Below are 17,937 nucleotides of genomic sequence, written 5' to 3' on the forward strand. Positions count from 1 at the left end.
AGCAGAGCCCCTCGGCCGCGCCTACGCAGCCAAGCTTTTTGAACGACGTCCCCGCGCGGCCGGTTCCAAGCTTTGGGGCAAGAAAAAAGCCGGCCCTCGCGAGCCGGCTTTGATCTTCGAACCAGAACAGTCCTAGGCGGTGACGCTGGCGCCCGCGCCTGGCGACAGCGGCACCAGGGACGGCGCGGCGACCGTTTCCTTGTTGCTCTCGTCCTCGTCGCGCTTGGGCATCTCGCCCTTCATGACGCCGATGATCTCGTCGCCGCTCAGGGTCTCGAACTCCAGCAGGGCCTTGGCCACCGAGTGCAGGTGGTCCAGCTCCTCGGTCAGGATGCGGCGCGCGTCGTCCTCGCCGCCCTTCACCAGGCGGCGCACTTCGGCGTCGATCGTGACCATCGTCTCGGGCGAGACGTTCTGGGTGCGGGCGACCGAGTGGCCCAGGAACACTTCGTCCTGGTTGTCGCCATAGGCCACGGTGCCCAGCTGGTCCGAGAAGCCCCAGCGGGTGACCATGTTGCGGGCCAGGCTGGTGGCGGCGCTGATGTCGCTGGACGCGCCCGAGGTGATCTTCTCCTTACCGAAGATCAGCTCCTCGGCGACCCGGCCGGCCATCATGATGGCCAGGCGCGAGGTCATCATGTCGTAGCTCATCGAATAGCGGTCGCCTTCCGGCAGCTGCATGACCATGCCAAGAGCCCGCCCGCGCGGCACGATCGTGGCCTTGTGGACCGGATCGGCGACGGGGACGCGCAGGGCCACCAAGGCGTGGCCGCCCTCGTGATAGGCGGTCAGCTTCTTCTCGGCGTCGCTCATGGCCATCGAGCGGCGCTCGGCGCCCATCATGACCTTGTCCTTGGCGTGCTCGAAGTCGTGCATGGTGACCATGCGGCGGTTCTTGCGGGCGGCCGTCAGGGCGGCTTCGTTGACCAGGTTGGCCAGGTCCGCGCCCGAGAAGCCCGGGGTGCCGCGCGCCAGCGTCTTGACGTCGACGTCGGCGGCCAGCGGCACGTTCTTCATGTGCACGCGGATGATCTTCTCGCGACCGGCGACGTCGGGGTTCGGCACCACGACCTGACGGTCGAAGCGGCCCGGACGCAGCAGCGCGGGGTCCAGCACGTCGGGACGGTTGGTGGCGGCGATCAGGATGATGCCTTCATTGGCCTCGAAGCCGTCCATCTCGACCAGCAGCTGGTTGAGGGTCTGCTCGCGCTCGTCGTTGCCGCCGCCCAGGCCGGCGCCGCGGTGGCGACCGACGGCGTCGATTTCGTCGATGAAGATGATGCAGGGGGCGTTCTTCTTGGCCTGCTCGAACATGTCGCGCACGCGGCTGGCGCCGACGCCGACGAACATTTCGACGAAGTCCGAACCCGAGATCGTGAAGAAGGGCACGCCCGCCTCACCCGCGACGGCGCGGGCGATCAGGGTCTTACCCGTACCGGGAGGGCCGACCAGCAGCGCGCCCTTCGGGATCTTGCCGCCCAGGCGCTGGAACTTGGCCGGGTCCTTCAGGAAATCGACGACCTCCTGCAGTTCTTCCTTGGCCTCGTCGACGCCCGCGACGTCTTCAAACGTGATGCGGTTCTTGTTCTCGGTCAGCAGGCGGGCCTTGGACTTGCCGAAGCCCATGGCGCCTTTGGCGCCGCCCTGCATCTGGCGCATGAAGAACAGCCAGACGCCCACGACCAGCAGGATCGGTAGCAGCTGGACCAGGATGGCCAGGAAGCTGATCGAACCGCTCTTGAACTTCACGTCGGCGTTCTTGGCCACCATGCGGTTGACCAGCTCGTCGGAGTTCAGCGGCGCATTGACGGTCAGCGTCTTGTTGTCGGCCGTCTTGGCGACAACGGTCTGACCCGCGATCTCGGCCGACTTGACCTTGCCGGCGTCGACGTCCTTGAGCAGCTGCGAGTAGCTGACTTCGCCGCCGCTCTTCGTGCGCGCGTTCTGGCTGACGACGAACACGCCCGCCAGCACCGCCACGATCACCAGCCAGATGGCCAGGTTCCTGAAATTCATACGCGTCGTCTTTCCAACGATAGCTCTTGACCCACCAAGATAGGCGGTTGAACGCGCAAGCGCCATGCACGTGACATCAGGTCACGGATTCTTGGTCGCAAAGGCCGACAGCGGCCTCGAAGCGACCCAGAACGAGCAGGCGCGCGCGCGCTTCTCCTTCGGGTGCAAGCTCCGGGCCGTCAAGCGGACTCAGGATCAACGGCAAGGCGGGCCGCGCCGAGGCGGGGATGGCGGCCAGCCTGGCGCGATCGGCGGCGGAGAGGCTGGCGGCCCTGCCCTTCAGAGCGGTGACGGTCAGGGGCGCGGCCCCGGCCGTGACTTCCCAGCGACCATCCCAGACGCCGGTCTGGCCGGGTGTGAGCTCCAGCGGGGCCAGGCCGCCCCGCGCAGTCTCGCCGGCGTCGCGGCAGATCAGGACATCGTCGCCGGCCTCGATCCGCGCGCCCGACAGGGTGGCGGCGAAGGCCTCGCCGGATCGGATCCGTTGGATGAGACGCTCCAGACGCTCGCCACGCGGCGGTCGTTCGGTCCCGGCCGCGCACAGCAGGGCGGCGGCCAAATGGGCGGCGGCGACGTCGCGCGGCAGATGGATCGTCCCGACGGCGTCGACGGTGAAGCGGGGCGGTGGCGGCGGCGCCGTCTCGGACGGAGAAGCCCCCCCTGCTCCGGCGGCGCGAGCCCGCGCCCGGGCGTAGCGCAGGTCGGTATTGGCCGGATCATCCAGCCAGGTCTCGCCCTGATCGGCCAGGGCCTGGCGGATCTCGTTACGAGACAGCGCCAACAGCGGCCGCAACAGGAAGACGCCTCGCCCTTCCGGCCAGACGGGCGACGGCGCCCATTCGCGGGGATCGGAGACGCTGGAGCCCTCGGCCCGCATCACCGCGCCCTCAAACAGATCGCTGGCGGTGTGGCCCAGAAGGAGAATCTTCGCGCCGGCGGCGCGCGCCGCCTCGGCCAGCAGGGCATGCCGGGCGCGGCGAGCGGCGGCGGGCAGGCCCGTCTTCGGCTTGTCGCCCGTCCAGGCCAGCGCTTGAGCCTCGGCGCCCAAGGCGCGCGCCTTGGCGACGGCTTCGGCGGTCCAGCGGTCGCTGCCGGCTTGCAGTCCGTGATCGACCACCAGAGCCAGCACGGGACGGCCCAAATCCAGGACCGTCTTCAGCAAGAACAGGGAATCGCCGCCGCCCGAGAAGCCGACGGCCAGCGGGGCGGCGGAGGCCGGGTCGAGCCGCCGCTCAAAGGCGGCCCGGACCGTGTCTAGGAGCACTTCGCCGCGACGCGGGTCGAGGCCGCGCGCGAGGTCACCTGGGCCGGGGCCTTGGGATAGCGCTTGGTCAGCTCGTCCAGGGTGCGGCAGGCGTCCGGGGTCTTCTTCAGCGCCACCAGCGAGCGGGCCAGCTTCAGGGTGGCGTCCGGCGCCCAGGTCGTCTGCGGCCAGCCGCGGATCGCGCCGATATAGGCCCCGGCGGCGTCGCTATAGGCCTCGCGCACGAACAGGGTCTCGCCCCACCAGTACTTGGCCTCGGCCGAGCGGGTGCTTTCCGGATAGTTGGCCACGAAGGCCGAGAAGGCCTGTTCGGCATTGCCGTAGTCGCCGGCCAACAGCAGGTCCTTGGCCTGCTTGAAGGCCACGGCCGGATCGGCCGGCGGCGCGGGCGGCGGCGGGGTCGTCCCCAGGGCCGGCGCGGCGACCTGGGCGGCGGCGGCCGTCTGCAGGTCGGCCAGGGTCTTTTCGACGGCGGCCAGGCGCTGCTCCAGCGAGTCGGCGCGCGACTTCTGCTCGGCGGCGGCGCGGTTGGCCTTGGTCAGCTCGAAATTGGCCGTCTCGTTCTGGCCGTTCAGCTTGGTCAGGGTCTGTTCCAGGTCGCCGACGCGCTCGTTCAGCGCGGCGATCTGGGCGTCGGTCTCGGCCGGCTGCACCACGACGGGCTTGCCGGTGTCACGGCCCTGGAAAACGATCGCGCGCAGCTCGCGCACCACCTTCTCCATCCGCTCCACGCGCTTGGCCGAGCGGTCGTCCAGCGGATCGGCGGGCGGCAGCGGGGTCTGGGCCACGGCGACAGCGGCCGATGAGGCGAACAGAACGGCGAGTAAGGCGGTTTTGAGCTTCATGACCGAGATCTACCGATAGGACGCGGACAAAACTAGGGCGGCAACTCCGAAGAGATGCCGCCCTAGCATTTCTTGGCTTAGCGAGCGCCGTCCGTGATGGCCGTGCGGCCGTTACGGTTCTTGGCCCAGGCTTCTTCGCTGGTGCCGGCGTCCAGCGGACGCTCCTTGCCGAACGAGATCGTCTCGATGCGGGCCGCGGCCACGCCTTGAGCGATCAGGAACTCGCGGATGGCGTTGGCGCGGCGAGCGCCCAGAGCCAGGTTGTACTCGCGGGTGCCGCGTTCGTCGGCATTGCCTTCGATGCGGACGCGGACCGACTGGTAGCGGTTCAGCCACTGGGCCTGACCGGCCAGGACCGGCTGGGCGTCAGCGCGGACCGAATATTCGTCGGTGTCGAAATAGACGCGGTCGCCGACATTGACGACGAAGTCCTGCACCGAACCCGGCAGCACGCCCGACGAGACCGGCGGCTGGGCCGGCGGGGTGTAGGGTTGGCTCGGCTGGGTCGGGGCCGGCGGCTCGGTCGGCGCGACAGGCTGGGGCTTCGGGCGCGAAGCGCAGGCGGCGAGCGAGGCAGCGGCAACGCCGACGAGCGCCAGTCTAACGGCGCGCTTGGTGTCGAAGCTCATCCAGTTTCTCCTCAGTCTACGAACTCTGGATCTGACCCATACCTAAGCTCAGCTTGGAATGGACCCGGAAAATGTCTGACCAAACCTCACAATGATGTCAGATGGTCGACACACGATGCGGATTCACTTCCGGCGCGAATAGCCCGCGCTCAGAAACCTGAGCCATGAACGCCTGTACGTGGCTCAGGTTGCCGGATTTAGACGTTCTCTGTGTCAATCAGTTGAGCAGCGGCGACCAAGCCGGGTCAGACCCCGAACCTTGATAGGCGGCGGGACGCAGGATGCGGCCGGTGATGTCCACCGTCCACAGGCGCGGATTGCCCGAAGAGCCTTCGCGGAAGAACATCAGCACCCGGCCGTTCGGCGCCCAGGTCGGACCCTCGTCCAGATAGCTGGTGGTCAGCAGGCGCTCGTCGCTGCCGTCGGGGCGCATCACGCCGATGTGGAACTCACCGCCCGTCTGCTTGGTGAAGGCGATGAAGTCGCCGCGCGGACTCCACACCGGGGTCGTGTAGCGGCCGCCGCCATACGAGATCCGGCGCACGCCCGAACCGTCCGTGTTCATCACATACAGCTGCGCCTGGCCGCCGCGGTCGGAGTTGAACGCCACTTTGGTGCCGTCCGGCGAGAACGACGGCGAGGTGTCGATGGCCGGGTCGGTGGTGATGCGGGTCGAGGCGCGGCTGCGCAGGTCCATCATGTAGATGTCGCTGTTGCCGGCCTTCTCGACCGAGAACGCCACCTTGCCGCCGTCGGGCGAGAAGCGCGGGGCGAACACCATGCCGGGGAACTTGCCGATCGTCTCCTGGCGGCTGGTCTCAAGATTCAGCAGGTAGATCGACGACCCCGTCGGCCGCAGGGCCATGTAGGTCAGTTCCTGGCTGGTCGACGAGAAGCGCGGCGTCATCACGATGTACGAGCCATCGGTCAGGTACTGCGGATTGGCGCCGTCCTGATCCATGATCGCCAGGCGCTTCACGCGGTTCAGCTTCGGGCCGCTCTCGGCGACGAAGGCCACGCGGGTGTCGAAATAGCCCTTCTCACCGGTCAGGCGCTCATAGACGGCGTCGCTGATCTTGTGGGCCACGCGGCGCCAGTTGTCCGGCGTCGACGAGAATTGCAGGCCCAGCAGCTGCTGCTGGCTGAAGACGTCCCACAGCCGGAAGTCGACGCGCAGGCCGCCGTCCGGGCCGACCGTCACCTGGCCATTGATCAGGGCCTGGGCCCCGGTCGCCTGCCAGTCGGGGAAGCGCGGCTGGACGTTCACGTCGGTCAGCTTGTCCGCGACACCAGAGACGTTCAGCGGCTGGAACAGGCCCGAGCGCTCCAGATTGCCGGTGATGACCTGGGCGATCTCGGCGCCGCGCGTGGCGCCCGAGAAGGCCGGCACCGCGATCGGTAGCGGCTTGACCGCGCCCGAATTGATGTCGACCTCGATCTGCGCCGCGGCCGGGGTCACAAACGCTGCGCCGCCCAGCAGGACGGCGGCCATGAGCACCAGGGCTTTCAGACGCATCGGGGCTTCCTTCTTCCTTTGTCCCAGCATCAACGCGAACAGGCCTGTTTTGCGTTGAAGTTGAGGGCGATTTTCTGACCGTACAGGTCCTGCGGCAGGTAGGCGAACGGCGAAGCGGCGAATAGCGCGCGCACGGCGCGGTCGGCGGCGGCCTTGACCACGGGATCGGGCGAAGACGTGCCCGGCGACTCCGGCTGGCCGACGACACGACCGCCCGGGCCGATCACGAACACCACCCGCACGCTGACATTGGCGCCGCCCTCGACCTCGCAATTGGGGTTCCAGCGGTCCTGGACCTCACCCTGCAGGCGGCCCAGCGCGGCGGCGGACAGGCCCGTGGCCGCGCCCATGGCCGGGCGGGCCGAGACCGAGGTCTCCGCGCGGGCCGGGCCCTTGGGGGCGTTGGCGGTCGGCTTGCCGGTCGCCTTCTTGGACTTGGCGATCGAGGCTTCCAGCGAGGCGAAGAAGTCGTTGTCGGTCTTCTTGGTCTCTTTGGGCTTGGCCGGCGTCGGGGTCGGCGCGGGCTTGGGCGTCGGAGTCGGCTTGGGCGGCGGCGCGGGGGCCGGCGTCGGGGTGGGCGCGGGCGTCGGGGCCGGCGGCTGCGGCGTGGCCTCCGGCACGGGATCCGGCGCCTGGGCCGTCTGCTCTTCCAGGGCCTCTTCGGCCGGGCGGACGTTGGTCGGGCCGTTGGTGACGATGGTCACCGGCACCGACTCGCCAATGGTGATCGGCTTGGACGTCTTCCACGGCAGGCCGAACGCGATCAGCGCCGCCACGGCTCCGTGCAGCGCGATCGAGCCGACCAGGCCCGGAGAGATCTGTTGTTCGCGGCGAGCGCTCATGCAGCGCCTATTGGGCCGGCCGCAGGTCGCCCGCGCCCTCTGGCTGGGCGTCGCGCGGAGCCGCGCCCGTGGAGGGGCCGCCGGTCTCGGTGATCAGGTTGATCTTGTTGAAGCCCGCGTTCGACAGGCCCGCCATCACCTGGGCGACGACCGAATAGGTCGCCCCGCCGTCGGCGCGGACGAAGATCGGCTTGTCGTAGCCGTTGCCGGCGATCGCCGTCAGACGCGGCGCCAGGTTCTCGAACGGGATCTGGGTCTCGCCGACGAAGATGCCGCCGTCCTTGCGGATCGAGACGGTGATCGGCTCTTCTTGGTTCTGCAGGGCGGCCGCTTCGGTCTTGGGCAGCTCCAGCGGCACGCCGGCGGTCAGCAGCGGGGCGCTGATCATGAAGATGATCAGCAGCACCAGCATCACGTCGACCAGGGGCGTGACATTGATCTCGGACAGGGCTCCGCGCGAGCGGCGGCCGCGACGGCGGCGACCACGGCCGCTGTTGGTGGCGAAGGCGTCGCTGGACGACATCGACATGGGCTTAGACCCGTTCCGACAGGCGGCGCTGGATCGCGGTCGACAGGTCGTCGGCGAAGCCTTCCAGGCGGCCGGCGTACTTGCCCGCGTCGGTCGAGAACTTGTTGTAGGCGATATAGGCCGGGATGGCGGCGATCAGGCCGACGGCCGTGGCAAAGAGGGCCTCGGCGATCGACGGGGCCACGACGGCCAGCGAGGTGTTCTTCGACAGGGCGATGTTCTGGAAGGCGTGCATGATGCCCCAGACCGTGCCGAACAGGCCGATGAACGGGCTGGCGGTGGCGACGATGGCCAGGCTGCCCAGGCCCTCTTCGACCTTGCTGGTCTCGCGGGCGATCTGGGTGTCCAGGATGCGGTCGATGCGGGCGACCAGGAACGCGGCCTGGTTCTCGCTCATCGCGCCCTTGGTCTTGGCGTCGCGCCATTCCTTCAGGGCCGCCTGCAGCATGCGCGGCAGGGCGTGACGCGGATTGGCCCCGGCCTCGCCGGCGACGTCCTCCAGCGAACGCCCGCCCGAGACCTGCTCCTCGAAGCGGTCGGCGGCGCGGTTCAGGTTCGTGAAGCGGAACAGCTTGTCCAGGATCACGGCCCACGAGCCCAGCGACGCCAGGATCAGGCCGATCATCACGCCTTTGACGACCCAGTCGGCCTGCATGAAGAGGGCGAAGAACGAGAAATTCGGTGCGGCGGCCGAGGCGTCCATGCGGGTTTGGCTCCGTTGGGGCGTCTGAAAAGTCTTACTACGCGCCGTATGACATGAAGCGACGCTTGGGTGAAACTATGACAATCTTAGAGGGATCCGAAAAAACGCATTGCTCTCGCCTCACGCGTCCTGCGCGTCGGCCAGCCAAGGCGCCAGTTGCGCCAGCATCTGCGCCGTCGGTCGGCGCGGACGGCCGTCCAGGGTGATGCACACCGCCTCGCCCTTGGCCTCGATCAGCACCTCGTCGCCGCGCGTGACCCGCTGGGTCACGTAAAGCCGCGCCCCCTTCACCCGGTCATAGGTCGTGCGCACCACCAAGGCGTCGTCGATCCGCGCCGAGCGCTTGAAGTCCAGGGTCATGTGGATGATCGCGAACGCCGTGTCCTGCTGAGCCAACTCGGTGTGCGAGATCCCAACCATCCGAAAGAAATCGCTCCGCCCCCGCTCCAGATAGCGCAGGTAGTTGGCGTGATAGACGATCCCCGAGAAGTCGGTGTCCTCGTAATAGATCCGCACCGGCAGCTGGTGCTCGCGGCCGGAGAACACGCCGGCGGTGGGTTCGGGCGGGGTGGTCATGGGGACTGCTTAGCGGCTGAAATCCCAGACGTCAGCCCCAAAGAGAACCTCAACCCATGCGGGTCGCGCTGGACATGTTCCTCTTTTGTGCTAGCCTTCTTGGCATGAAGATCGAGCCCGCCATCTTCGACGAGATCGACGCCGCCGCCGAGGCGGCCGCAGACGCGCGCGCCGAAGCCGATGTTGCTGCCGGGCGAGTGATCAGCCATGAGGCCGTCAGCCGCTGGCTGACCTCGTTAGCCGAAGGTAATCCGCAGCCGCCGCCCGAAGTCGGCGATTAGTGCGGCAAGTCATTTGGTCGGCCGAAGCGGTCGCCAATTTCAGAAGCATCTACGGCTACGTCTCTGCGTTCAACATGACCGCCGCCGCGCGATTGGCTCGGCGACTGCAAGCAGCAGCCGACAGTTTAGCCGATCATCCCGAGCGCGGCCGACAGGCTCCGCGAGGTATGCGCGAGTTGGCGATCATCCATCCCTACCTGATCCGATACCGTATCCACGACGACGCCGTGATCATCCTTCGCATCCGCCACGGTGCGCGGGAAGATAGCTAGCCCTCGTCGAACAGTGCACCCTGCGCCGTCCCCGGCGGGGCGGCGGGTGGTGTCAGGCCCAGGTGGAGGTAGGCCTTGCCGCAGGCCATGCGGCCGCGCGGGGTGCGCTGGATGAAGCCCTGCTGCATCAGATAGGGCTCGATGACGTCCTCGACGGCGTCGCGGGCCTCGGCGATGGCGTAGGCGATGGTCTCCACGCCGACGGGGCCGCCGCCGTAATGTTCGATCATGGCGCGCAAGTAGCGGCGATCCAGGCTGTCGAGGCCGACCTCGTCGACCTCCAGGCGGGCCAAGGCCAGGCCGGCGGCCTTGCGGTCGATGACGGTCGCGCCGTCGGCGGTGGCGAAGTCCCGGACCCGGCGCAGCAGGCGGCCGGCGACGCGCGGCGTGCCGCGGGCGCGCTTGGCGATCTCGTCGGCCCCGTCGTCGGACAGCGGCGCGCCCATCTTGCGGGCCGCGCCCAGCAGCACGTGGCGCAGTTCGGCCGGGGTGTAGAACTCGAGGCGAATGGGGATGCCGAAGCGGTCGCGCAGCGGCGTCGCCAGCATGCCCGCCCGCGTCGTGGCCGCCACCAGGGTGAAGGGCGCCAGATCGATGCGGATCGAGCGCGCCGAAGGTCCCTCGCCGATCACGAGGTCCAGCACATGGTCCTCCATGGCCGGATAGAGGATCTCCTCGACGTTCGAGGACAGGCGGTGGATCTCGTCGATGAACAGGACGTCGTTCGGCTCGAGATTGGTCAGGATCGCGGCCAGATCGCCGGGCTTGTTCAGCACCGGACCCGAGGTGGCGCGGAAGTTCACGCCCAGCTCGCGGGCGACGATCTGGGCCAGGGTGGTCTTGCCCAGGCCGGGGGGGCCGAACAGCAGCACGTGGTCCAGGGACTCGCCCCGGCCCTTGGCGGCCTCGATAAAGATCCGCAGATTGCCCTTGGCCTGCTCCTGGCCGACGAACTCGGCCAGGGTCTGGGGCCGCAGGGCGCGATCGGTCGCCGGGACCTGGTCGCCGTGCTGAGGATCGCCTGAGATGATCCTGGTCACCGGCCCAGCTCCTGCAAGCCGGCCTTGATCAGCGCCTGGACGCTGGCCTCTTCACCCAGCTGGGCGGCGGCGGCCTCGACGACGCGGCGGGCGTTCACTTCCGCCACGCCCAGGCCCATCAGGGCGGCGACGGCGTCGCCGGTGGGCGCGGGCTTGGCGGGGGCCGACTTGGCCGAGGTCGGCGCGGTCATCAGCACCGGCCCATCCGTGATCGGCTTGTCCTTCAGCTCGGTGACGATGCGCAGAGCGAGCTTCGGCCCCACGCCGCTGGCGCGACCGACGGCGGCCTTGTCTTCGCGAGCCACGGCCGACGCCAGCTCGGCCGGCGACAGCACGTCCAGCACGGCCATGGCAGCCTTGGGGCCAACGCCTTGAATCGCCTGCAACAGCACGAAAGCCTTGCGGTCCTCGCGCGTCGCGAAGCCATAGAGGCGCAGGCCGGCGCTTTCGCTCCACTGGCTCTCGATGTGCAGCAGGGTCTCTTCGCCCAGAGCCGGCAGGCGTTGCAGCGTGCGGTGGCCGCAGCGGACGACATAGCCGACGCCCATGACGTCGATCAGGGCCTCTTCCTCGCCGACCTCGGCGACGGCGCCGCGCAGACGACCGATCATGCGACTCTCCTCGCCGTGCGGGCGTGGGCGTGAGCGATGGCGACCGCGAGGGCGTCGGCAGCGTCGGCCGTCGGCGAGCCGGCGGTGGGCAGCAGGCGGGCGATCATGAAGGCGACCTGGGCCTTGTCGGCGCCGCCGGTCCCGACCACCGCCTTCTTGACCATGGCGTTGGAATATTCGGCGACCAGCAGGCCAGCACGGGCCGGGGCGATCATCGCCGCCGCGCGGGCGTGGCCCAGCTTCAGGGTCGACTGGGCGTTGGTGTTGACGAAGGTCTCCTCGACCGCCGCCTCATCGGGCTTGTGCTGCTCGATCACCGCGCAGATCCCCTCAAAGAGATGCAGCAGGCGATCGGAGAAGGCGGCCTTCTCGTCGGGCGTGATGACGCCGTGGGCCACGTGCGTCACCCGCGAGCCGAGCACGCTCACGACGCCCCAGCCGGTGCGGCGGAGGCCAGGATCGAGTCCGAGAATACGAATGGCGTTCATCATGTGTTCTCGCAACATCGTCTGATCCGCGCCTCAGGAAAAGCCCCTGTATTGCTAACGATCTATGAACGCGGCCCCTTGCGCGCGTCGGTTAGGCAAGCTCTCCTCCCGCCCAAGCTTATTGGGGAGAGTACGGATGAAACGGTCGGTTTGGATGATGACGGCGGCGCTTCTGGCCGCGCCGGTTCTGGCGAACGCACAGACCGCCGAACCGCCCAAGACCGTCCGCCCCGACCAGCTGGCCTTCCGCGACCTCTACAAGGAGCTGGTCGAGATCAACACCACGCTGTCGGTCGGCAGCTGCACCGCCGCAGCCGAAGCCATGGGCGCGCGGCTGAAGACGGCGGGCTTCCCCGAGGCCGACATCAAGGTCGTGGTCGCCGATGGCCATCCCAAGGAAGGCTCCCTCGTCGCGATCCTCCACGGGACCGACGCCAAGTCGAAACCGATGCTCCTCCTTGCCCACATCGACGTCGTCGAGGCCAACCGCGCCGACTGGACCCGCGACCCGTTCAAACTGGTCGAGGAGAACGGCTACTTCTTCGGGCGCGGCACGTCGGACGACAAGGCCCAGGCGGCCATCTGGGTCGACAGTCTGGTCCGCCTGAAGCAGGCGGGCTTCAAGCCCAAGCGCGACATCAAGATGGCCCTGACCTGCGGCGAGGAAAGCGAGGCCTATAACGGCATCGAGGACCTGGTGAAGAACCACCGCCCCCTGGTCGACGCCGAGTTCGCCCTGAACGAGGGCGCCGACGGCCTGCTGGACGAGAACGACAAGCCGGTCGTGCTGGAGGTCCAGGGCGGCGAGAAGGTCTATCAGGACTTCACCCTGACGGTGACCAACCCCGGCGGCCACTCAAGCCGCCCCGTGCCGGACAACGCCATCTACCAGCTGTCGGCGGCGCTGGACCGCATCGGCGCCTATGGTTTCCCGCCGCGCTTCAACGACGCCACGCGCGGCTATTTCACCAAGATGCAGGGCCGCGTGAACCCCGCCCAGGCCGCCGCGATGAAGGCCCTGGTGGCCGACATCAATGACCCGGCAGCGCTGAAGGCGGTCACCGCCGACCCGATGTGGAACTCGATGCTGCGCACCACGTGCGTGGCGACCATGGTCAATGCCGGCCACGCGCCCAACGCCCTGCCCCAGCGCGCCACGGCCAACGTCAACTGCCGCATCCTGCCCGGCACGCCGGTCGAGGAGGTCCGCACGAAGCTGGCCGAACTGACTGGTGCCCCCGTCGCCGTGACCCTGGCCCACGAGCCCAACAGCGTCTCGCCGCCCCCGCCCCTGACCCCGGCGATCATGGGCCCGATCGAAAAGGAAGCCGCCAAGCTGTGGCCCGGCGTGCCGGTCGTGCCGATCCTGCTGACCGGCGCCACCGACGGCGTCCACACCAACGCGGCGGGCATCCCGACCTACGGCGTCTCAGGCCTGTTCGGCAGCTCGGACGGCGACGGCATCCACGGCCTGAACGAGCGCATGCGGGTCAAGTCGCTCTACGAGGGTCGCGACTTCCTCTACGCCCTGATCAAGGACTATGCGGGCGGCAAGTAGGCGCTGGGCCGGCGGCGTCACATCGCGTCGAGATGGGTCCCCGGACCATAGACGGCCACGAGGTTGATGTTGTGCTGGGCCGTGCCGTCGGCGAAGTCGAGGTAGAAGTTCTCGACGGCGCGGGCATAGACGCCGACATTGGCCTTGAGCCCCTCGACGATCAGATAGCCCACCACGCCGGCCTTCATGGCCAGGTCGTGGTCGAAGCCGCCCATACGCTCGCTGGCCAGGGCGTCGAAATAGCCCTTGGCCGCGACGACGCTGTCGATGGCGGCCTGAACATTGACGCCAGCGGCTTGGGCGAAGCTCTTGCCGATCACCGCGTCATAGGCCTTCTCGACCGCCTGAACGAACGTCAGCCCGCCATAGGCCGTCGCGAAGGCCGCCTTGCCATCGCCGACCAGCCCGAGATTGGCGGCGAAGTTGATGTAGCGGTTCTCGGTGTTCATCCCCGCGTAGATGCCGGCCTTGTCGTTCAGGTCGCTGGCGTTGTCGGGCGAGTTGACAAGATAGGCCAGTCCCGCCGCCCCCGGCGTCTTTCCGGTGAAGAACTGGTAGGCCGTGAGCGCGACCGAGGTCGTGCCCAGCACCAGCTTCTCCAGCTGGACGATCGCCGATCGGGTCGTGCTCTCGGGTCGGTAGTACGAGACGTTCAACCACGGGTTGTCGTTGGGCAGCGGCGTGACGTTCATCGTCATCGCCTGATAGGCGTCCCGCACCGACGTGATGTAGACGCTGAAGCCTCCCGCATCGTTGTCCACATAGCTGAAGGTGGGCGGCGTGCGCGGGTCGGTCATGAAGCCGGATGTCGGCGACGTGGTCGACGAGAAGAAGAAATAGCCCAGCGCCTTGGCGTCGTCGGGAATCAGGAACGAGATCGTCTTGCTGGTTTCGCCGGGCGCGAAGTGGGCGCTGGCGCTGACCCCGCCCGAACCGGTGGAGTCCGGCGTCAGGTTGAAGTCGATATTGACGTAGTTGCTGACCGCCTTGGGCAAGGTGACCGTGAACTCGACCTTCCCGCCCTCGGCGAAGGTCTGGGTCAGCGGGGTGACCGAGTAGAAGCTGATGTCGGCGACGCTGGGCTTGAAACCCAGCTGAGCGGCCGTGAGGCTGGACGCCTGCACGTTCTTGAGAACGCCCATCGACACCCAGTCGCCGAATTTCCAGTCGCCCTGGATGATGGTGTCGGCGCCCGCCTGAACCAGACGCAAATCGCCAAAGACCGGGTCGAACGGGTCGTTGCCCTCCCTCCAGACCGTCGAGGACTTCAGGGCCGGCAGGAGGTCGAGCTTATCCTCGCTGGAGAAGTCGGCGATCGTGAACGTCAGGTTGCCGCTGCCGAAGCCCAAGATCGCGAAGGTGTCGGCTCCGGCGTCACCGTACAGCGTCCCGCCAAACCCGGTCTTGATGACGTCGTTGCCATCGCCGCCGTGAACGGTGACCGCCTGGGCCCCGTAGAGCTCCATCGTAATGACGTCATCGCCACTGCCGCCATCGACCGTGACCACCCGCGCGTCGCGCGAGGCCGTGCCGATGATTGAAATCGTATCGGCCCCGGCGCCGGCCAGAACCTGATAGTCGCCCAGGCCCGGAACCTCGATCTTGTCGTCGCCGTCAGTTCCGATAATCGTCGCCATCACACATACTCATTCGGAGGTTGAGTTCGGTCTACGAGACGCCGCTTGCCGGGTCAACGGGCCGTCGGGCGGCCTTCGCACATTCGAGCATCTGCATCGACGCGGTTGCGCTCAGCCGTCGGCTCCCTATCTCGGCCTCAACCACAAGGGAGACGCCGATGGTCAGTTCGTCGGACGATGGGATCCTGACCGAGTACATGGTCAGCTACTGGTCGATGAAGCACGAGAAGATCGACCGCCCGACCAAGCTCCTCGAGACCCTCTACATAGCCGAACGATACCGGGCCGGCGAAAGCCTGCGCGAGGCGCGGTCGGTCTATGACCATGCGGTCTGGAATGGCGTGCCGGTGGCCGAGATGGATCGCCGCCTGGCCGACCTGGACCAGTTCATGCGTGATCTGGTCCGCGAACGCGCGGCCCAGTGGGGCCAGCCGCACTAGGCCCTAGGCCGCCTCGACCGCGCCCCAGCCGAACAGCCCGCCCAGGATCAGGCGCTTGACGGCGGCGACGTCGACGCTGGTGCAGACCTCGGCATTGGGCGCGCCGTCGATGCGGTCGACGCGGCCCAGGCGCTCGCCGTCGACGGTGACCCGCAGGCGGGCCGGTTCGAAGGTGAAGAGCTCGGGCGCGACCAGGCTGGCGGCGGCCACCGCGTCGTGCGGCCGGCAACCCTCGCCGCCCCACACCTGCTGGTGGAAGGCGATGTAGGCCTGGGCGGCCTTGGTCAGGCGCTGCGACAGCGGCGAACCACAGCAGACCGCGCCCTTGGCCAGATCGTCGGCGGTGACCTCGACCTGGTGAGTGACGTCCAGCGGCATCAGGCGCGGCATGGTCCCGGCCTCCAGCGTGCGCTGCAGGGCTTCTGGATCGCTCCAGCTGTTGAAGTCCGCGCCGCCCTTGGCCTTGCCCTCGACGGCGAAGGCGCCGGCCACGATCGTCGGACGCCAGCCGCGGAAGGCCACGGGATCCTCCAGCAAACCCTTGCCCAGGTTAGTCAACGGCCCCAGGAACAGGCCGCTGATCTTGCGACGGGCGGCGAAGGCCAGGAAGTTGGTGGAGTGGCCGCGATCCAGTTCCGGCAGCTTCCAGCGCTGAGAAAAGCCCGCGCCGTTCAGGCCGTCGACGCCGTGGGCCGGCCGCATGCGCTCGACCCGGCGCTTGGCCAGGCCCGCGCCGGCCCCGATATAGACCTCGGCCCCGCAGCCGGCCAGGCGCAGCACGCCCCGGGCGTTGGCCGCGGCCTGATCCACATAGGTGTTGCCGAACACGGCCGAGATCGAGACCACCTCGACGGCCTGCCTTGAGCGCGCCAGCAAGGCCAGCGCCAGGGCGTCGTCCACGCCGCAATCGGTGTCGATGTGAACCCGCAGAACCATCCGCGCAGTCTAGCGGGCTGGTGTGACGGCGAGAAGATCAGTCCTTACGAGGAAGGATATCGAACTCGACGATCCGAGGGTCTTCGCGCAGCCGATCGGCCACAGCTGACAGCGGAAGCGTGTCCTTGCCTGAGAACATCCCGGACAACTCGAAGATCGTCCCGCCGTCGACCAGCCGCTGATCCAGCCGTGCGCCTTTCAGCTCGAAGGCGCCCAGCAAGTCGCGAAAGTCGCCTTCACGCAGCATCGCCTCGCGGCGCGACCGCACACGGATCTCGGCGAAGTTCTTCTGCGGCAGGCGGTGATCCAGGAAGCGGGCGGCGCTGAGGACCACCAGGGCAATCACCGTGCCGACCACCGCCAGGCCGTAGAGACCAACGCCGAACAGCGTACCGATCGCTGAAGTTATCCACAGGGAGGCGGCCGTCGTCAGGCCGTGGACCGAGAAGCCCTGCTGGAAGATCACCCCGCCGCACAGGAAGCCGACCCCGGTCAGCACGCCGTGCGCCATCCGCACCGGGTCGATCCGCACCACCTCCAGCGGCGTGTCGTTCATCCACCGCACCTGATGCACGGCGGCCATCATCAGGAGGGCCGAGGCCAAGGCGACCAGCACATGGGTGCGCAGGCCGGCGGGCCGGCTGCGATATTCACGCTCCAGCCCGATCGCCCCGCCGGCGATCACCGCGCCGACGATGGGAAGGTAGTCGTAGGGAGACAGCAGCCAGTCCATGCCGGCTGTAACGAGCGGGGAGCTTGAGCGATCCCCGCCCCGCCTTAGCCCGCCAGATAGCTGTCCAAATTGCGCCGCACGCGGTCCAGCACCGGCTCGGCCGCGTCGGGCTTCACGAAGGTCTGGCCGGTGATGGTCTCGAACGCCTCGATATAGACGTCGGAGGTCTGACGGATCAGCTCCTCGGGGATCTCCGGGATCGGGTCGTTATAGGGGTCGCAGCGCTGGGCGACCCAGGCGCGGACGAAGTCCTTGTCGAAGCTGTCGGGACGCTCGCCGGCCTCGAAGCGCGCCTCATAGGTCGCGGCCTTCCAGAAGCGGCTGCTGTCGGGCGTGTGAATCTCGTCGGCCAGCACGATGGCGCCGTCGGCGTCCAGGCCGAACTCGTACTTGGTGTCGGCCAGGATCAGGCCGCGCTGGGCCGCCAACTCCTGGCCGCGCGCGAACAGGGCCAGGGCGTAGGCGCTCAAGATGTCCCACTGCTCGGCCGTCAGCAGGCCCTGCTCCAGGATCTGGTCGGGCGACAGCGGCGCGTCGTGGTCGCCGTCGGCGGCCTTGCTGGTCGGGGTGAGGATCGGTTGCGGCAGGCGCTGGTTGGCGCGCAGGCCGTCCGGCAGGGTCACGCCATACATCTGGCGCTCGCCCTTGTTGTACAGCGTCAGGATCGAGGTCGAGGTGGTCCCGGCCAGATAACCGCGCACCACCAGCTCGACCGGCAGCATTTCCAGCCGCTGGCCGATCAGCACGTTCGGATCCGGATAGGCCACGACGTGGTTGGGGCAGATGTCGCCCGTGACGTCGAACCAATAGCGCGCCGTCTGGGTCAGCACCTGGCCCTTGTACGGCACGGCGCACAGGTTGAGGTCGAAGGCGCTGAGGCGGTCCGAGGCGACGATCACCCGGCGGCCGTCCGGCAGGTCGTAATTGTCCCGCACCTTGCCGCGATAGTGGTTGGGCAGGCCCGGAAGATCGACGACTTCCAGGGTGCTTGGCAGGGCGTTCAAGGCGCGGGACATGGTCA

General features: G+C 68.2%; 20 protein-coding genes. 4 read left to right on the forward strand and 16 right to left on the reverse strand.

Annotated features, from left to right (window positions below):
• Window positions 1-132 precede the first annotated feature (132 nt).
• From ftsH to ybgC, 9 genes are all read right to left on the reverse strand, one after another.
• Window positions 133-2,016 (reverse strand): ATP-dependent zinc metalloprotease FtsH, encoded by a 1,884-nt coding sequence (gene ftsH / locus AC07NF_RS21065; RefSeq protein ID WP_494627495.1) that lies wholly within the window; start codon window positions 2,014-2,016, stop codon window positions 133-135.
• Window positions 2,017-2,092: 76 nt separating this feature from the next.
• A complete protein-coding gene (gene tilS / locus AC07NF_RS21070; RefSeq protein ID WP_494627493.1) occupies window positions 2,093-3,280 on the reverse strand; it encodes a tRNA lysidine(34) synthetase TilS in 1,188 nt (395 codons plus the stop codon).
• Window positions 3,271-4,125 (reverse strand): tol-pal system protein YbgF, encoded by an 855-nt coding sequence (ybgF, locus tag AC07NF_RS21075; RefSeq protein ID WP_492815353.1) that lies wholly within the window; start codon window positions 4,123-4,125, stop codon window positions 3,271-3,273. The genes tilS and ybgF overlap by 10 nt, the downstream gene beginning before the upstream one ends.
• Before the next feature lie 77 nt (window positions 4,126-4,202).
• Window positions 4,203-4,769, reverse strand: coding sequence for a peptidoglycan-associated lipoprotein Pal (pal, locus tag AC07NF_RS21080; protein WP_492816555.1), 567 nt, complete (start codon window positions 4,767-4,769; stop codon window positions 4,203-4,205).
• A 202-nt stretch (window positions 4,770-4,971) separates the two neighbouring features.
• Window positions 4,972-6,270, reverse strand: a complete 1,299-nt coding sequence (gene tolB / locus AC07NF_RS21085; protein WP_494627491.1) for a Tol-Pal system beta propeller repeat protein TolB — start codon at window positions 6,268-6,270, stop codon at window positions 4,972-4,974.
• 29 nt (window positions 6,271-6,299) lie between these two features.
• The gene (tolA, locus tag AC07NF_RS21090) at window positions 6,300-7,112 is read right to left on the reverse strand and encodes a cell envelope integrity protein TolA (protein WP_494627489.1); all 813 of its coding nucleotides are present in this window, start codon (window positions 7,110-7,112) and stop codon (window positions 6,300-6,302) included.
• A 7-nt stretch (window positions 7,113-7,119) separates the two neighbouring features.
• Window positions 7,120-7,641, reverse strand: coding sequence for an ExbD/TolR family protein (locus AC07NF_RS21095; RefSeq protein WP_492815356.1), 522 nt, complete (start codon window positions 7,639-7,641; stop codon window positions 7,120-7,122).
• A 4-nt stretch (window positions 7,642-7,645) separates the two neighbouring features.
• Window positions 7,646-8,344: a protein TolQ gene (gene tolQ / locus AC07NF_RS21100; protein WP_492815357.1), complete on the reverse strand. Its 699-nt coding sequence runs from the start codon at window positions 8,342-8,344 to the stop codon at window positions 7,646-7,648.
• A gap of 120 nt (window positions 8,345-8,464) precedes the next feature.
• Entirely contained in the window at window positions 8,465-8,920 is a 456-nt protein-coding gene (ybgC, locus tag AC07NF_RS21105; RefSeq protein ID WP_492815358.1) for a tol-pal system-associated acyl-CoA thioesterase, read from the reverse strand.
• A 104-nt stretch (window positions 8,921-9,024) separates the two neighbouring features.
• On the opposite strand from ybgC, the gene AC07NF_RS21110 reads away from it, so the two are divergent.
• Entirely contained in the window at window positions 9,025-9,201 is a 177-nt protein-coding gene (locus tag AC07NF_RS21110) for a CopG family transcriptional regulator (RefSeq protein WP_494627600.1), read from the forward strand.
• Window positions 9,201-9,473 (forward strand): type II toxin-antitoxin system RelE/ParE family toxin, encoded by a 273-nt coding sequence (locus AC07NF_RS21115; protein ID WP_494627486.1) that lies wholly within the window; start codon window positions 9,201-9,203, stop codon window positions 9,471-9,473. Before AC07NF_RS21110 ends, AC07NF_RS21115 begins: the two co-directional genes overlap by 1 nt.
• Here the strand turns inward: AC07NF_RS21115 and ruvB are convergent.
• From ruvB to ruvC, 3 genes are read right to left on the reverse strand one after another with little or no spacing between them, the layout of a single operon-like run.
• A complete protein-coding gene (gene ruvB / locus AC07NF_RS21120; protein WP_494627484.1) occupies window positions 9,470-10,513 on the reverse strand; it encodes a Holliday junction branch migration DNA helicase RuvB in 1,044 nt (347 codons plus the stop codon). The two genes, AC07NF_RS21115 and ruvB, sit on opposite strands and share 4 nt — an antisense overlap.
• On the reverse strand, window positions 10,510-11,124 hold the full coding sequence (gene ruvA, locus AC07NF_RS21125; RefSeq protein ID WP_494627482.1) for a Holliday junction branch migration protein RuvA: 615 nt from the start codon (window positions 11,122-11,124) through the stop codon (window positions 10,510-10,512). Before ruvA ends, ruvB begins: the two co-directional genes overlap by 4 nt.
• The gene (gene ruvC / locus AC07NF_RS21130) at window positions 11,121-11,627 is read right to left on the reverse strand and encodes a crossover junction endodeoxyribonuclease RuvC (protein ID WP_494627598.1); all 507 of its coding nucleotides are present in this window, start codon (window positions 11,625-11,627) and stop codon (window positions 11,121-11,123) included. Before ruvC ends, ruvA begins: the two co-directional genes overlap by 4 nt.
• A gap of 121 nt (window positions 11,628-11,748) precedes the next feature.
• On the opposite strand from ruvC, the gene AC07NF_RS21135 reads away from it, so the two are divergent.
• Entirely contained in the window at window positions 11,749-13,170 is a 1,422-nt protein-coding gene (locus AC07NF_RS21135; RefSeq protein ID WP_494627480.1) for a M20/M25/M40 family metallo-hydrolase, read from the forward strand.
• Window positions 13,171-13,187: 17 nt separating this feature from the next.
• On the opposite strand, the gene AC07NF_RS21140 is transcribed toward AC07NF_RS21135, so the two are convergent.
• The gene (locus AC07NF_RS21140) at window positions 13,188-14,807 is read right to left on the reverse strand and encodes a hypothetical protein (protein WP_494627478.1); all 1,620 of its coding nucleotides are present in this window, start codon (window positions 14,805-14,807) and stop codon (window positions 13,188-13,190) included.
• A gap of 158 nt (window positions 14,808-14,965) precedes the next feature.
• Between AC07NF_RS21140 and AC07NF_RS21145 the strand changes: the two genes are divergently transcribed.
• Window positions 14,966-15,247 carry a hypothetical protein gene (locus AC07NF_RS21145; RefSeq protein WP_492815362.1) on the forward strand — a complete coding sequence of 94 codons (282 nt, stop codon included), beginning with the start codon at window positions 14,966-14,968 and terminating at the stop codon, window positions 15,245-15,247.
• Window positions 15,248-15,250: 3 nt separating this feature from the next.
• Here the strand turns inward: AC07NF_RS21145 and AC07NF_RS21150 are convergent, their stop codons facing one another.
• From AC07NF_RS21150 to AC07NF_RS21160, 3 genes are read right to left on the reverse strand one after another with little or no spacing between them, the layout of a single operon-like run.
• The gene (locus AC07NF_RS21150; protein ID WP_494627476.1) at window positions 15,251-16,183 is read right to left on the reverse strand and encodes a nucleoside hydrolase; all 933 of its coding nucleotides are present in this window, start codon (window positions 16,181-16,183) and stop codon (window positions 15,251-15,253) included.
• Window positions 16,184-16,220: 37 nt separating this feature from the next.
• Window positions 16,221-16,916 carry an MgtC/SapB family protein gene (locus AC07NF_RS21155; protein ID WP_494627474.1) on the reverse strand — a complete coding sequence of 232 codons (696 nt, stop codon included), beginning with the start codon at window positions 16,914-16,916 and terminating at the stop codon, window positions 16,221-16,223.
• Window positions 16,917-16,960: 44 nt separating this feature from the next.
• Window positions 16,961-17,932, reverse strand: a complete 972-nt coding sequence (locus AC07NF_RS21160) for a phosphoribosylaminoimidazolesuccinocarboxamide synthase (protein WP_494627596.1) — start codon at window positions 17,930-17,932, stop codon at window positions 16,961-16,963.
• Between the last annotated feature and the right edge of the window lie 5 nt (window positions 17,933-17,937).

Source organism: Caulobacter sp. GW821-FHT10A06 (genome assembly GCF_059415805.1).

Excerpts from the sequence above, each read along its gene's own strand:
- tolQ (WP_492815357.1), bottom strand. The coding sequence starts at position 8,344 with ATGGACGCCTCGGCCGCCGCACCGAATTTCTCGTTCTTCGCCCTCTTC.
- ruvA (WP_494627482.1), bottom strand. The coding sequence starts at position 11,124 with ATGATCGGTCGTCTGCGCGGCGCCGTCGCCGAGGTCGGCGAGGAAGAG.
- AC07NF_RS21150 (WP_494627476.1), bottom strand. The coding sequence starts at position 16,183 with ATGGTTCTGCGGGTTCACATCGACACCGATTGCGGCGTGGACGACGCC.
- ftsH (WP_494627495.1), bottom strand. The coding sequence starts at position 2,016 with ATGAATTTCAGGAACCTGGCCATCTGGCTGGTGATCGTGGCGGTGCTG.
- AC07NF_RS21095 (WP_492815356.1), bottom strand. The coding sequence starts at position 7,641 with ATGTCGATGTCGTCCAGCGACGCCTTCGCCACCAACAGCGGCCGTGGT.
- ybgC (WP_492815358.1), bottom strand. The coding sequence starts at position 8,920 with ATGACCACCCCGCCCGAACCCACCGCCGGCGTGTTCTCCGGCCGCGAG.
- AC07NF_RS21145 (WP_492815362.1), top strand. The coding sequence starts at position 14,966 with ATGGTCAGTTCGTCGGACGATGGGATCCTGACCGAGTACATGGTCAGC.
- AC07NF_RS21160 (WP_494627596.1), bottom strand. The coding sequence starts at position 17,932 with ATGTCCCGCGCCTTGAACGCCCTGCCAAGCACCCTGGAAGTCGTCGAT.
- tolB (WP_494627491.1), bottom strand. The coding sequence starts at position 6,270 with ATGCGTCTGAAAGCCCTGGTGCTCATGGCCGCCGTCCTGCTGGGCGGC.
- AC07NF_RS21155 (WP_494627474.1), bottom strand. The coding sequence starts at position 16,916 with ATGGACTGGCTGCTGTCTCCCTACGACTACCTTCCCATCGTCGGCGCG.
- ybgF (WP_492815353.1), bottom strand. The coding sequence starts at position 4,125 with ATGAAGCTCAAAACCGCCTTACTCGCCGTTCTGTTCGCCTCATCGGCC.
- AC07NF_RS21135 (WP_494627480.1), top strand. The coding sequence starts at position 11,749 with ATGAAACGGTCGGTTTGGATGATGACGGCGGCGCTTCTGGCCGCGCCG.
- AC07NF_RS21110 (WP_494627600.1), top strand. The coding sequence starts at position 9,025 with ATGAAGATCGAGCCCGCCATCTTCGACGAGATCGACGCCGCCGCCGAG.
- AC07NF_RS21140 (WP_494627478.1), bottom strand. The coding sequence starts at position 14,807 with ATGGCGACGATTATCGGAACTGACGGCGACGACAAGATCGAGGTTCCG.
- tolA (WP_494627489.1), bottom strand. The coding sequence starts at position 7,112 with ATGAGCGCTCGCCGCGAACAACAGATCTCTCCGGGCCTGGTCGGCTCG.